Consider the following 12,471-nt stretch of genomic DNA (forward strand, 5'->3'; position numbering starts at 1 on the left):
TTTCTACTATTTTTTTGAAAAATTAGTTCAATTTGGTGGCAGTTATGTCTTCGATTTTCAGTAAATTAAACACAATTCTAAATCCTAAAAAAGAAGAAAAAAAGGGAAATGGCTTAATATTATTTAAAAATGTAAAAGAAGCCATATCCGCAGAAAGAATTTTAAAAAACTATTCTGTAAAAGTTGTAGCTCCGCCTCAGGAAATTCGAGAAGGTTGTGACTTGGCAGTCGAATACGACCTCGTGGAAGAAATGGGAATCAAAAGGGAGCTTGAAAATAACAATTTAAAAGCTGTTAAATTCATATCGTTGGATGATACTTCAATGGAACCGCTAAGTCTTGTAAAAGTAAAAGAAATCGATGGATTTATACTTGTAAGATCAGGAAACATGAAAATTACAATCGATAAGGTTGGAAATATTGTAAATGTATCTGGAGGGGGCTGTCCCGATGTACCTTATTTAAATCTAAAATTAAAGGGAAAAAACATACTCGAAATACCTGAAGAGGATTGTCCAAAAAATTTAGGGTACACATTATGTGCATATACACTCAATAAAGCTTTTGAAAAGGCGAAAACAATTGCGTTAGAGGGTACAAAATGATTATTGCAGGCGCAGTACCGATAAAAGGACTGGAACTTATCAAAAGCCCGATCAAATTAAATAAAAATACTGTTAACATAAACAATAAAGACCTGCCATTATCCATGGGAACCTGTGCCCTATTGGGTGCTGCTTTTAAAACATTGGAATATTTTGGAAAAGAAGATGAATTAACCTTTATTACTGCGGGAGACGTTGGAGAAGGAGACGGGAGTTTAAAAATCTACGAAGAATTACACGAAATTGATGACGACTTAACAATTATCCATTACATAAAACCAAAAATATCTGAAATTATAAAAGTTGACTTCTCAAAAAAAGTAATCGGTGACGCTGGCGGAATGTACGCTGGAAAAGCTGCAGGTATAGGGGATAAATTCCACATGTTCTTTCCAGATGTCGGGGAACTTGCATTTTTAGCAGATGAAAAATCTTCTCACCCTGCATATGTAAGGGGATTTATCTCAGAAATCGATGATAAAGAAATTCCAAAACTAATAAAAATGGCATATATCCAAAAAATGCCAAAAAATATGGTTGTAAAAGGAAGTAAAGACCATATTGTAACTGAAGGAAATATTATCGATATTGTTGAATATCCAAAATTTGAAGCAATGGAGTGTATCGGGGGAACTGGAGATACATTAACAGGACTTGCTTCTTCATTAATTGCATGCGGATTTAAAAGTGAAAAAGCTGGAATACTTGGATGCAAACTCAATAGAAAATTAGGAGAACTTGTAAAACCAAGGCCAAATACTCAAATTTATGAAATCATTCAAAAAATACCTGATGCTTTAAAAGAATTCGATTTATAAAAAAAGTAAAAAAATTAAATTTGTTTTGCAGCAATATCCCCAACTATTGGGAATCTGTATCTTTCTCCTTGGTAAGCCTTTATCATTCCAACAATCCAGATTATTAATCCGATTAAACTTAAAAGATTGCTTAAAATACCTCCAACCATGGGGACATAACCAGAAATTATATTTAAAACAAATATTGCCCCGAATGCTATTGTGGACTGCATTGCATGGAATTTTACAAAACTGCTTTCTTTTTCAAGGAGTAATACAATTATTCCCGAAATAAAACCCAAAAGGTATGCCAAAACTGCCGTGTGTGTATCTTTAAGACCAAATAGTGCCATAATCTACCTCTACCATAGTTTAACATCTATATTATCTGTTTGCCGGGAGTAATTATTACTTTTGGTTTGAACTACATCAAAAATTAATATCAATAGAAAAGTTTATATATGAAAACACCTTATTTCATTTTGCTTCGAAAAGCATTGGAAATTAGGGCAGTGGCTCAGCCTGGTTAGAGTGCTCGGCTGATAACCGAGTGGCCCGGGGTTCGAATCCCCGCTGCCCTACTTCTTTTTATTTTAGGAAAATTAATTTGTATATTTAAATATATAAGTAATTAAAAAAGGTTATTTATTAAATTTAGAAAGTTCCATCCTAAGTTTCAGGTTTTCGTTGAAGTTAACTATATCTCCGTGAGTTTTTTCGATTAAACTTCTTGAAACATCCTGTTTTCTTCTAAGTCCATCAATTACATGGTAGTTATCAAATTCCATCAAAAAGTCGTAAATATTTTCCATATATTCAAAATAAAGTTCTGCTTTTGTTTTTTCATCTTTTCGAATCGATTCAAGAATTATTCTTCTAAGTTCACCGATAACGTCGCACAATCCCAAAATATAGTTTTCTTCTAAGATGTTTTCAAAATCAGAAAACCCCAAAATTTTGTTTTCGAAAATTATCGAATGGTAAACTCTTGCTTCAACATACTCCTGTTCTGGAGTTCCCCGATATTTTTGGAATTCAAAGTGATCTTCTGAAAAGTTTTTTAATTCTTTTAATTTTTCTTCGATATCTGAAAAATCCACCATTTCCCCTTTCTGTATTCTTCTAATAATCAGTCCAGAATCTTTTACAATTTCCCTTGAAATCTTCAAAATTTTTTCCCGCGTATTATTCTTTTTTTCGAAGAATTCTATTAAATAAGAACTATTTTTCACATAATCACCCTTTTTTATTAACCAAATACAATAATAACTAAAAATATTTCTTTTTTAAAATAAATACTGATTTAGTCAGTTGTGGAGTTAACTATATATATTGTAATGATTAATGTTTGTAGGCAACTATGTGGAAGACCTGAAAAGGCGTAAGCCATTAATAGGTTGCTTTGTTTTTAAAAAAACTTAACAAACACTTCAAAAAACGACTAGTTCTACGCGAATAAAACACGGGAATTCTAGTTAACTATCATAGGAGGTTATACTATGGGTATGAAAAAAAGCAGACCTCGTAGAGGTTCCCTAGCATTTAGCCCAAGAAAAAGAGCTAAGAAATTAGTTCCTAAAATCAGATCATGGCCTGCAGATAAAAAAGTAGGGCTCCAAGCATTCCCTGTATACAAAGCAGGAACAACACATGCTTTATTGATCGAAAATAACCCAAAAAGTCCAAACAATGGTCAGGAAGTATTTACACCTGTAACCGTATTAGAAACACCGGACGTTACCGTAGCAGGAATCAGACTCTACGAAAAAACAACCAAAGGGTTAAAAGCATTAACTGAAGTATGGGCTGAACAGTTAGACAACGACTTAGGAAGAAAATTAACTTTAGTTAAGAAAGAAGAGAAAAAAACTGCTGATGCTTTAGACGCAGTTTTAGAAAAAGCTACAGAAGTAAGAGTTATTGTTCACACAAACCCAAAAACTACAGGAATACCAAAGAAAAAACCTGAAGTTGTTGAAATCAGAATTGGTGGATCATCAGTTGCTGAAAGATTAGCTTACGCTAAAGAAATCTTAGGCAAAACACTCGCAATTAGCGATGTATTTGAAGCTGGAGAAATTATCGATACTTTAGCAATTACTAAAGGTAAAGGATTCCAAGGATCAGTTAAAAGATGGGGAATCAAAGTTCAATTTGGAAAACACCAAAGAAAAGGTGTTGGTAGACACACAGGTTCAATCGGTCCATGGAGACCAAGAAGAGTTATGTGGACTGTACCATTACCTGGTCAGATGGGTTTCCACCAAAGAACTGAATACAACAAAAGAATCTTAAAATTAGGCAGCGAAGGCGCTGAAATTACACCTAAAGGCGGATTCTTAAACTACGGTGCTGTTAAAAACGGCTACGTTGTAGTTAAGGGAACTGTTCAAGGTCCTGCAAAAAGATTAGTAGTTTTAAGAGGATCTGTAAGAGCTGCTGAAGACAAATTCGGCTTACCAGAAGTTGCTTACATCAGTACAGAATCCAAACAAGGAAACTAATTACTCAAAAACACGAGCAGGTGTTAACTTATGAATGTTAAAGTTTACAATTTAGATGGTTCTGAAAAGGGAGATATCGAATTACCCGCTGTATTTGAAACTGAATACAGACCAGATTTAATCAAAAGGGCAGTAATCTCATCATTAACCGCAAAATTACAACCAAAAGGTTGCGATGCATTTGCAGGTTACAGAACTTCAGCAAAATCAATCGGAAAAGGACACGGTAAAGCTAGAGTTAGAAGAACCGCACAAGGTGCTGGTGCATTCGTTCCTCAAGCAGTTGGTGGAAGAAGAGCTCACCCTCCAAAAGTTGAAAAAATCTTATTCGAAAGAATAAACAGAAAAGAAAAATTAAAAGCATTAGCAAGCGCTATTGCTGCTTCAGCAATTCCAGAAATTGTTTCAGCAAGAGGCCACAAAATCGAAGGTGTTCCTTCATTACCTTTAGTTGTTAACGCAGACTTTGAAAGCCTTGCTAAAACAAAAGAAGTTTTAGAGGTTTTTAAAACTTTAAAATTAGATGCTGATTTAGCAAGAGCTAAAGACGGTATTAAAATTAAAGCTGGAAGAGCTAAATTAAGAGGCAGAAAATACAAAAAACCAAAAAGTGTTTTGGTTGTTGTAGGCGATGCATGTGAAGCAATTGCTGCATCAAGAAATCTCGCAGGTGTAGATGTAATTACAGCTAATGACTTAAGCGCAATACACATTGCACCAGGAACAATGGCTGGAAGATTAACACTCTGGACTGAAAATGCCATTGAAAAAATAAACGGAAGATTTTAAGCTCAATACGAGGTGAATGGCATGGATGCCTTTGATGTTATAAAAACACCAATCGTTAGTGAAAAAACAATGAAACTCATTGAAGAAGAAAACAGATTGGTATTTTACGTTGAAAGAAAAGCAACAAAAGCAGACATTAGAGCAGCAATCAAAGAATTGTTCGATGCTGAAGTTGCAGATATAAACACAAGCATTACTCCAAAAGGAAAGAAAAAAGCATACATTACGTTGAAATCTGAATACAACGCTGGAGAAGTAGCTGCAAGTTTAGGAATCTACTAATTCGATTTAAGAAAACACTATTAAATAATATGGTGATATAATGGGTAAAAGACTGATTTCCCAGAATAGAGGACGAGGGACTCCAAAATACAGATCCCCAACTCATAAAAGAAAAGGTGCAGTTAAATACAGAAGTTACGACGAAATGGAAAAGGACGGAAAAATCCTCGGAACCGTTGTTGATATCTTACACGACCCAGGAAGATCTGCACCAGTAGCAAAAGTAAGATTTGCTAACGATGAAGAAAGATTAGTATTAATTCCAGAAGGAATTCAGGTTGGAGAAGAGATTGAATGCGGTATCAGCGCAGAAATCAAACCGGGAAACGTTTTACCACTTGGTGAAATCCCAGAAGGTATTCCAGTATACAACATTGAAACCATCCCTGGAGATGGCGGTAAATTAGTAAGATCTGGCGGATGCTACGCACACGTTGTTTCACACGATGTTGGAAAAACAATCGTAAAATTACCTTCAGGCTTTTCAAAAGTTCTAAACCCTGCATGTAGGGCAACAGTTGGTGTTGTTGCAGGTGGTGGAAGAAAAGAAAAACCATTTGTTAAAGCAGGTAAAAAACACCATTCATTAAGCGCTAAAGCTATTGCATGGCCAAAAGTTAGAGGTGTTGCAATGAACGCTGTAGATCACCCTTACGGTGGTGGAAGACACCAGCACTTAGGAAAACCATCAAGCGTTTCAAGACATACCTCCCCAGGTAGAAAAGTAGGACATATCGCTTCAAGAAGAACCGGTAGGAAATAATAACTTAAGCTATCTCTTTAAATTTTAAAGGTGAAAACATGGCCAGACAAAAAAAATATAGTGGCAAAGGTGGCGCAAGAAAGAAGAATAAACAAAAACAAAGTGTAGCACCAAGAAGAAGAGTAGAATTCAAATACAAAGGTTTCACTTTGGAAGAACTTCAAGAAATGCCTATCAAAAAATTCATGGAAATTGTTCCTTCAAGACAGAGAAGAACAATGCTCAGAGGAATTACCCCTAACCAAAGAAAATTGGTTATGAAAATTAAAAAAGCTAGAAGATTAACAAACAGAGGCAAAGAGCCTAGAGTGATAAGAACACACTGTAGAGACTTCGTTATAACCCCTGAAATGATTGGGTTAACCTTTGGTATCTACAACGGTAAAGAATTCAAAGAAATTAAATTAGTTGAAGAAACCGTTGGAAGATTCTTAGGAGAAATGGCTCCAACGAGATCAGTTGTTCAGCACGGTTCACCTGGTATGGGTGCAACAAGAGGTTCAATGTTCGTTCCAATTAAATAATTGGAATTTAAAATCTCTTTTTTTATTTTTGGAAAAATTAATTTGTATATTTAAATTAATAGAATTAATATTTGTTTTAAAAAAATTATAAGTTTTTGAGAATGTTTTCTAAATTTTTATCGACTTCTTTGTTAACTTCACTATAGATACTGTTTCCATGAGCATCCATTGCAACAATTAATGGTCCAAAATTTTCAACACTTAGCTCCCAGAACGCTTCGGGCATTCCAAGTTCAAGATGATAAACGTTTTTCACTTCCTTAATCGAATCTGCCAAAAGTGCTGCACATCCCCCCGGTGCTGCAAGATAAACTATACCCAATTCTTCAAAAGTTTTCAAAAGCTTATCATCCATACCGCCTTTTCCAACAATTGCAGATATATTTGTAATTCTTATGAAGTTTTCTTCGAGTCCATTCATACGAGCAGATGTTGTCGGCCCAATTGCAACACATGTCCATTTGCCATTATCATCTTTTTTCATTATCGGACCTGCATGATAAATTACCCCATTTTCAAGATTTATCGGGGGTTTTTTTTCGTCTATTGTTGTTATGTGGGCTTCATCTCTTCCAGTACAGATATCGCCGCTTAAATATACGATATCCCCAACTTTAAGTTTTTTAACGTCTTCCTTTGAAATAGGTGTTTTTAATTGCACGTTATCACCAGAATAAAAACTAATTAATAGATAGAATGCTTTTATTATATATTAATAGATAAAGCGGGGAGAGATAATCATGAAATATGGAATATCATCTTTAGTGTTTTTACCTGAAACTCTGCAGTCGTCAATGGAAAAAGTTGCGACAAACTCCTTTGACTGCTGGGAAATCGTTTCTGAAGGAAGTCATCAATTAAATCCTAAAAATATAAAATATTTACGAAATTTAAGAGAAGAATACGATGTTGATTTAGTAATTCACGCACCGTTTTCAGATTTAAATCCTGCATCAATGAATAGAGACGTCAGAAACCTAACAACAAACAGCATTATCGAAGCAATTGAGGGTGCTTTTGAACTCGATGCAAATGTTGTTACGGTTCACCCAGGATATTTACCGCCACTATGGTCTGACTATACAAAAGAGATTTTGGATAACAATTTTTCTTCTTTAAATGATATAGTAGAAATGGCAGAAGACTACGAAGTAATGATTGGACTAGAAAACATGCCAAATTACCCCGGTGTTTTAGGTGTTACGATTGAATCTTTAAAAGACATTATAAAAGATATTAATTCAAAGTATCTTGGAATTACCTTTGATATTGGTCACGCAAATACTGCAACTGAAAATCCTGAAACTTTTGTAAAAGAACTTAACAAAATAGGTAAAGGAATTGTTCACTGCCATATTCACGATAATATGGGAACTGAAGACGAACACGCATTAATTGGTGCTGGAAACATTGACTTTTTAAAAATTTTGAATGAATTAAAAGATATTAACTACGATAATGTTTTATCTTTTGAATCTAAAAGTATACGAGATGCAGTAGGCGGTAGAGAAACGATAAAAAAATATCTATCGATGCTTGAAGAATAAAATAAATTAAAAGGTGTGATTATGAAGATTGCGATACTTGGTGGAACAGGAGATCAGGGATTTGGACTTGGACTTAGATTTTCAAAAAATCATGAAATATTAATCGGATCGAGAAAAGCAGAAAAAGCCGTTGAAGCTTCCGAGAATGCTTTGAAAATAATTTCAGATAAAGGATATTCTGCAAATATTAAAGGAATGACCAATATTGAAGCTTCAAAATTGGCTGATGTAGTTATTGTATCTTTACCTTTTGAATACACAATTTCCACATTAAAAGAATTAAAAGAAGTATTGAAAGGAAAAATAGTTGTATCAATCGGGGTTCCACTTGCAACTGCAATTGGGGACAAACCAACAAGAGTTATTACATGCCCCCAAGGTTCAGTTGCAGAATTAATTCAAGAAATACTTCCAGAATCAAAAGTTGTCAGCGGATTTCAAAATATCTGCTCAAAATGTTTAGAAGATTTGGACTGCGAAGTGAATTGCGATGTTTTGATTGCAGGAAATGACAATGATGCTAAAAAAGTGATTGTTGACCTTGCAAGCGAAATTCCCGGAGTTAGGGGAATTGATGCGGGAAAATTAGAAATTTCAAAATTTATAGAACAAATTACCCCGCTATTGATACAGTTAAATATAAAATACAAATTAAAAGGTGCAGGAATCCACATTACTGGATTAAACATTTAATATCGAATTACTACCCCTTTTTTTTAAAAAATAAAATTATTATACACAATATTGGTTAAAAAAGTAATAATTGTTTTTAAGTTAATCTTTATACATTAACTGCCTCATGATCTGGCCCATCTGTCCACCCATTTTTGGCATTTTTCCGCGCTTCAAATTTCCAAACGCATTTTTTGTAGTTGAATAGTATTTTAAAAGATCCTTTATTTCTTCCTGTTTTACCCCTGCACCTTTTGCAATTCTCTGGAGCCTTGAAGCTTTTATGAGTTCAGGATTCTCTTTTTCTTCCATTGTCATTGAGTCCATCATAATTTTGTATCTTTTCAGCTTGTCCTCAGTTAACTGTGCAGCTTCTTTTGGAAGGTTTCCGCCCATTCCAGGAATCATGCTTAAAATCTGTTTCATTGGGCCCATTTTTGATATCGTTTCAAGCTGTGCGTAAAGCTCGATTAATGTAAATTTACCTTTTAAGATAGAATCAATACTTTCTTCCGTTGATTCGTCCATTATATCTTCAGTTTTTTCTAAAAGGGAATCTAAGTCCCCCATTCCAAGAATTCTGGAGATAAATTTTTTAGGGTCGAACTGTTCTAAATTGTCGACTCCTTCACCAGTTCCGATAAATTTAATTGGGGCATTGATCTCTGCAACAGCACTCAATGCACCACCACCTTTTGCAGAACCATCTAATTTTGTAACAAGAATACTTCCAATTTCTGAAACTGATTCTTTGAATGCTTTTGCTTGATTTTTAGCCTGCTGACCCAAAGTTCCGTCAATCACCAAGATTATTTCAGTTGGATTGGTTAAATCTTTCATTTCCCTCATTTCAGCTAAAAGACCTTCTTCTTCCTTGTGCCTACCTGCTGTATCGATGATTATAACATCTACTTTTTTCAGTTTTTCCATTCCCTCTTTAGTAATCTCTACCGGAGTTTTTGTTCTTGTTTCGTCACCAAATAGTGGAACATTTATTTTTTCAGATAGCTGTTTTAACTGCTGGTATGCTGCAGGCCTGTAAACGTCCGCTGCAATTAATCCTGGCCTTAAACCTTTTTTCTGGATATATCTTGCAAGTTTTGCAGCACTCGTTGTTTTACCGCTTCCTTGAATACCAATAAGTAAAATTACAGATTTTTTTGAAGGGTCGAGTTCTAATTTTTGAGTAGTTTCTCCAAGTAAGTTAACAAGTTCATCGTAAACAATTTTTACAATGTGTTCTTTTTTTGAGAGTCCTTTTGGAGGTGCTTCTTCGATAGCTTTTCTCTCAATTTCTTTACTCATGTTAAATACTAATTTCACGTTAACATCGGACTGGATTAAAGCCTTTTGAATATCTTTAATTACTTCTTTTACGAGTTTTTTATCGACAAAAGTAGCGTTCTTAATTTTGTTTAGTGCTTCAGAGAGGTTCTGGCCTAATTTATCAAGCATATTTTCACCAAGTTATTAGCAGGTAATTATTCTCCCCATCGCTTAAATATTTTATTTTCTATTTTTAAATTGTCCAAAATTCTTCCAACAACAAAGTTCACGAGATCATCTATTGTTTTTGGATCGTTGTAAAATCCCGGAGCCGGTGGAATTATTGAAACTCCTAAATGAGATAGTTTCGTCATATTTTCAAGATGAATTGTACTAAATGGCATTTCCCTTGGAACGATTATTAAATCTCTTCGCTCTTTTAGTGCGATATCACAGACTCTTCCAATTAAATTATCGCTGTACCCTGTTGCTATTGATGACAACGACTTCATTGAACATGGAACCACGACTGCTGCTTTAAATTTATGTGAACCTGATGCTACGGGTGAAAAAAAGTTGTCGTTTTCGTAGTAGTTATCAGAAAGGTTTTTAAATTCCTCAATTTCCATTTTAAGTTCGTGTTTAATTATTTTTTTAGCGGAATTTGAGATTATTAGCAATGTTTTAATATTTTCTTCGTTTAAAACTTCTAAAAGCCGTTTTGAATAAATTACACCACTAGCTCCAGTAATACAAACTATTATCTCATCCATGTTATCCCTTCGATGATTATAATAAAAACTATTCTCCCGACTTTTTATATATAGAATGGTATAAAAATTGAAAAATCTAGATAATATAATATTAGAATAGATTATGAAAAAATCATTTTTAAAATAAACTTTATAAAAAACGCATTTTGTAATTTGAAAAATATGCGAGGGAAGGGATTCGAACCCTCGAACTCCTATGAGACTAGGCCCTCAACCTAGCGCCTTTAACCAGGCTTGGCAACCCTCGCACAGTGAACCTTTGAAAAGTGCTTATTCAATTAAGCATAGTGTAGTTTTGTATTTCAGTATTTAAAACTTTCTACAAAAACTATATATATTTGTTCGGCTTACTTTAAGATGCTTTGATGAAGCACATTGCCGAGGTGGCTTAGGCTGGTTATAGCGCTCGGCTCATACGGAAATTCCTAAGGGGTTCTTCCCCTTGGGTCCTGGGAAACCGAGAGGTCGGGGGTTCAAGTCCCCCCCTCGGCATTTTTCTTTTTGGGCAAATTAATTTGTATATCTAAATTTATAAGTATATTTGATTATAAAAAAATTAAAAAATTAAACAGGATTTCCAAAGAAGTTTATCTTTTCAATTAATTCATTGAAAGCATTTACTTCAAATTCAATTGCTTCTTCTTTTGTAAAAATTCCTGAAACTTCCCCATCCATCGTTAGTTTATCAATTCCTCTTAAAACTATTCTTTTCATTCCATCTTTTGTAAAAATATCTTCTGCATCTCTTTCATGAACGAGTGCATTTTCAGGATAAAGTACTGTATCAGTTACTTCTGAAAGATCAACTGTTTCAAGATCTTTTTTTGTGATTAAATCTGCAATGTCTTTATTTACTGAAATGACTTTTATTGGAGTCCCTTCGAAAATTTTACTTAAATATATATAAGAAACATTTCCGGTAATTATCGTTGCTTCTGCTTTGATTTTTGATCGCAATTCATTCAAAACTTCGTCTTCATAGTAAATTGCAAACGGCGTGTTTGTTATCGGATCATACACCGGAGTTCCTGAAATTCTTACACTATTTCCAAACAATTCATACATTTCTTTTACCAGTGTTCCAAACTCTTCTACAGTGTGAACAGGTATGTCTTCAACTAATGGTTCATTTTCAAAGATAAGCCCATTTTCAACCTTGTTCGCAAATCTCATAAGTATTACGGCATTCGCACCCCATGAAACGAGGTCTGAAATAGTATTTTTCAATACTTCACCGTCATTCACTCCAGGAACTACGATTATCGCACAGTGGGTTTCACAACTTTCACAGAAATACTTCAAACATTCGAGGGATTGTTCTGGATTTTTATCATTCATCCATTCTTTTCTAAGATTTGGATCCGTTGAGAAAACTGAGAAGGTAACTTCATCAACACCAGATTTTACAAGATATTTTGCTGAATCAATGCCCTTTAATCCCTTACCTGAAGTATATCCCAAATGTATCCTTAAACCCATTTCATTGATTATTTTGCATAGATCTTCGAGATATGGGTAGTAACTCGTATCTCCACCACTTGTAATATTTACTTTTTCGTATATATTGAAGATTAGTGCGTTTTGAACCTGTTCAATCGCAAAGGGTATTGGAATAAAGTTTCCATTGATTTCCCTTATCGAATTTGTGCAGTAGTCGCATCCTACTTGGAATGTGCACTGTCTACAACCTAAAGGTTCTGGGTTATTAAAATTAACTTTTCTAAAGTAGCAGAATTTACAAAAACCCCCGCAATTTTTTCCAGGCTCCCCCTTGAGGTCAATTAATAACTGTGATTTGGTATTCGAATTGTTATTTTCGTTATTTTCGAAACCAAAACCCACATCAAAATTATTAAATCCTAACTTTTGGTTCATATTACCATCTTATTTGAGTTTATAAAAATAGTAATTAATAGTAATTCATTAAAAACATCCGATGTATCTCAACA

Annotated in this window: 15 protein-coding genes and 3 tRNA genes; 11 read left to right on the forward strand and 7 right to left on the reverse strand. The window is 34.2% G+C overall.

Features of this window, described 5'->3' with window-relative positions; all coding sequences use genetic code 11:
• The first annotated feature begins 44 nt into the window (after nucleotides 1-44).
• Nucleotides 45-605, forward strand: coding sequence for a putative Se/S carrier protein (locus tag HNP90_RS01885; protein ID WP_011977172.1), 561 nt, complete (start codon nucleotides 45-47; stop codon nucleotides 603-605).
• Nucleotides 602-1,423 carry an NAD(P)H-hydrate dehydratase gene (locus tag HNP90_RS01890; protein WP_011977173.1) on the forward strand — a complete coding sequence of 274 codons (822 nt, stop codon included), beginning with the start codon at nucleotides 602-604 and terminating at the stop codon, nucleotides 1,421-1,423. Before HNP90_RS01885 ends, HNP90_RS01890 begins: the two co-directional genes overlap by 4 nt.
• A gap of 14 nt (nucleotides 1,424-1,437) precedes the next feature.
• Here the strand turns inward: HNP90_RS01890 and HNP90_RS01895 are convergent, their stop codons facing one another.
• Nucleotides 1,438-1,755, reverse strand: coding sequence for a DUF4870 domain-containing protein (locus tag HNP90_RS01895; RefSeq protein ID WP_011977174.1), 318 nt, complete (start codon nucleotides 1,753-1,755; stop codon nucleotides 1,438-1,440).
• Nucleotides 1,756-1,908: 153 nt separating this feature from the next.
• Between HNP90_RS01895 and HNP90_RS01900 the strand changes: the two genes are divergently transcribed.
• Nucleotides 1,909-1,983: transfer RNA gene (locus HNP90_RS01900), tRNA-Ile, on the forward strand.
• 60 nt (nucleotides 1,984-2,043) lie between these two features.
• Here the strand turns inward: HNP90_RS01900 and HNP90_RS01905 are convergent.
• Entirely contained in the window at nucleotides 2,044-2,634 is a 591-nt protein-coding gene (locus HNP90_RS01905; RefSeq protein WP_011977175.1) for a translin family protein, read from the reverse strand.
• Between the two features lie 267 nt (nucleotides 2,635-2,901).
• Between HNP90_RS01905 and HNP90_RS01910 the strand changes: the two genes are divergently transcribed.
• Genes HNP90_RS01910 through HNP90_RS01930 form a run of 5 tightly spaced genes read left to right on the forward strand, consistent with a single transcriptional unit; the run spans nucleotide 2,902 to nucleotide 6,264 of the window.
• Nucleotides 2,902-3,906, forward strand: coding sequence for a 50S ribosomal protein L3 (locus HNP90_RS01910; protein WP_011977176.1), 1,005 nt, complete (start codon nucleotides 2,902-2,904; stop codon nucleotides 3,904-3,906).
• A 30-nt stretch (nucleotides 3,907-3,936) separates the two neighbouring features.
• Nucleotides 3,937-4,695 (forward strand): 50S ribosomal protein L4, encoded by a 759-nt coding sequence (gene rpl4p, locus HNP90_RS01915; RefSeq protein ID WP_011977177.1) that lies wholly within the window; start codon nucleotides 3,937-3,939, stop codon nucleotides 4,693-4,695.
• Between the two features lie 21 nt (nucleotides 4,696-4,716).
• Nucleotides 4,717-4,977, forward strand: coding sequence for a 50S ribosomal protein L23 (locus HNP90_RS01920; RefSeq protein WP_011977178.1), 261 nt, complete (start codon nucleotides 4,717-4,719; stop codon nucleotides 4,975-4,977).
• A 40-nt stretch (nucleotides 4,978-5,017) separates the two neighbouring features.
• A complete protein-coding gene (locus HNP90_RS01925) occupies nucleotides 5,018-5,740 on the forward strand; it encodes a 50S ribosomal protein L2 (RefSeq protein WP_011977179.1) in 723 nt (240 codons plus the stop codon).
• Nucleotides 5,741-5,778: 38 nt separating this feature from the next.
• Nucleotides 5,779-6,264: a 30S ribosomal protein S19 gene (locus HNP90_RS01930; protein ID WP_011977180.1), complete on the forward strand. Its 486-nt coding sequence runs from the start codon at nucleotides 5,779-5,781 to the stop codon at nucleotides 6,262-6,264.
• 85 nt (nucleotides 6,265-6,349) lie between these two features.
• Here HNP90_RS01930 and HNP90_RS01935 read toward each other — a convergent pair whose 3' ends face one another.
• On the reverse strand, nucleotides 6,350-6,925 hold the full coding sequence (locus HNP90_RS01935; RefSeq protein ID WP_011977181.1) for a FumA C-terminus/TtdB family hydratase beta subunit: 576 nt from the start codon (nucleotides 6,923-6,925) through the stop codon (nucleotides 6,350-6,352).
• A 79-nt stretch (nucleotides 6,926-7,004) separates the two neighbouring features.
• Between HNP90_RS01935 and HNP90_RS01940 the strand changes: the two genes are divergently transcribed.
• Nucleotides 7,005-7,811, forward strand: a complete 807-nt coding sequence (locus tag HNP90_RS01940; RefSeq protein ID WP_011977182.1) for a sugar phosphate isomerase/epimerase family protein — start codon at nucleotides 7,005-7,007, stop codon at nucleotides 7,809-7,811.
• Nucleotides 7,812-7,832: 21 nt separating this feature from the next.
• Nucleotides 7,833-8,504, forward strand: a complete 672-nt coding sequence (npdG, locus tag HNP90_RS01945) for an NADPH-dependent F420 reductase (protein WP_011977183.1) — start codon at nucleotides 7,833-7,835, stop codon at nucleotides 8,502-8,504.
• Between the two features lie 81 nt (nucleotides 8,505-8,585).
• Here the strand turns inward: npdG and HNP90_RS01950 are convergent, their stop codons facing one another.
• From HNP90_RS01950 to HNP90_RS01960, 3 genes are all read right to left on the reverse strand, one after another.
• The gene (locus HNP90_RS01950; protein ID WP_011977184.1) at nucleotides 8,586-9,938 is read right to left on the reverse strand and encodes a signal recognition particle protein Srp54; all 1,353 of its coding nucleotides are present in this window, start codon (nucleotides 9,936-9,938) and stop codon (nucleotides 8,586-8,588) included.
• Between the two features lie 26 nt (nucleotides 9,939-9,964).
• A complete protein-coding gene (locus HNP90_RS01955; RefSeq protein ID WP_011977185.1) occupies nucleotides 9,965-10,522 on the reverse strand; it encodes a UbiX family flavin prenyltransferase in 558 nt (185 codons plus the stop codon).
• Nucleotides 10,523-10,685: 163 nt separating this feature from the next.
• Nucleotides 10,686-10,770, reverse strand: a tRNA-Leu gene (locus HNP90_RS01960).
• A 129-nt stretch (nucleotides 10,771-10,899) separates the two neighbouring features.
• Here HNP90_RS01960 and HNP90_RS01965 point away from each other — a divergent pair.
• Nucleotides 10,900-11,014, forward strand: a tRNA-Met gene (locus HNP90_RS01965).
• Between the two features lie 72 nt (nucleotides 11,015-11,086).
• Here the strand turns inward: HNP90_RS01965 and mmp10 are convergent.
• Nucleotides 11,087-12,397, reverse strand: a complete 1,311-nt coding sequence (gene mmp10 / locus HNP90_RS01970; protein WP_011977186.1) for a methyl coenzyme M reductase-arginine methyltransferase Mmp10 — start codon at nucleotides 12,395-12,397, stop codon at nucleotides 11,087-11,089.
• Nucleotides 12,398-12,471: the final 74 nt, after the last annotated feature.

This window comes from Methanococcus maripaludis (genome assembly GCF_013760955.1).
GTDB lineage: Archaea > AGJL01 > Methanococci > Methanococcales > Methanococcaceae > Methanococcus > Methanococcus maripaludis_A.

Coding starts and splice junctions, on each gene's coding strand:
- HNP90_RS01885 (WP_011977172.1), top strand. CDS start 45: ATGTCTTCGATTTTCAGTAAATTAAACACAATTCTAAATCCTAAAAAA.
- HNP90_RS01890 (WP_011977173.1), top strand. CDS start 602: ATGATTATTGCAGGCGCAGTACCGATAAAAGGACTGGAACTTATCAAA.
- HNP90_RS01895 (WP_011977174.1), bottom strand. CDS start 1,755: ATGGCACTATTTGGTCTTAAAGATACACACACGGCAGTTTTGGCATAC.
- HNP90_RS01910 (WP_011977176.1), top strand. CDS start 2,902: ATGGGTATGAAAAAAAGCAGACCTCGTAGAGGTTCCCTAGCATTTAGC.
- rpl4p (WP_011977177.1), top strand. CDS start 3,937: ATGAATGTTAAAGTTTACAATTTAGATGGTTCTGAAAAGGGAGATATC.
- HNP90_RS01920 (WP_011977178.1), top strand. CDS start 4,717: ATGGATGCCTTTGATGTTATAAAAACACCAATCGTTAGTGAAAAAACA.
- HNP90_RS01925 (WP_011977179.1), top strand. CDS start 5,018: ATGGGTAAAAGACTGATTTCCCAGAATAGAGGACGAGGGACTCCAAAA.
- HNP90_RS01930 (WP_011977180.1), top strand. CDS start 5,779: ATGGCCAGACAAAAAAAATATAGTGGCAAAGGTGGCGCAAGAAAGAAG.
- HNP90_RS01940 (WP_011977182.1), top strand. CDS start 7,005: ATGAAATATGGAATATCATCTTTAGTGTTTTTACCTGAAACTCTGCAG.
- npdG (WP_011977183.1), top strand. CDS start 7,833: ATGAAGATTGCGATACTTGGTGGAACAGGAGATCAGGGATTTGGACTT.
- HNP90_RS01950 (WP_011977184.1), bottom strand. CDS start 9,938: ATGCTTGATAAATTAGGCCAGAACCTCTCTGAAGCACTAAACAAAATT.
- HNP90_RS01955 (WP_011977185.1), bottom strand. CDS start 10,522: ATGGATGAGATAATAGTTTGTATTACTGGAGCTAGTGGTGTAATTTAT.
- mmp10 (WP_011977186.1), bottom strand. CDS start 12,397: ATGAACCAAAAGTTAGGATTTAATAATTTTGATGTGGGTTTTGGTTTC.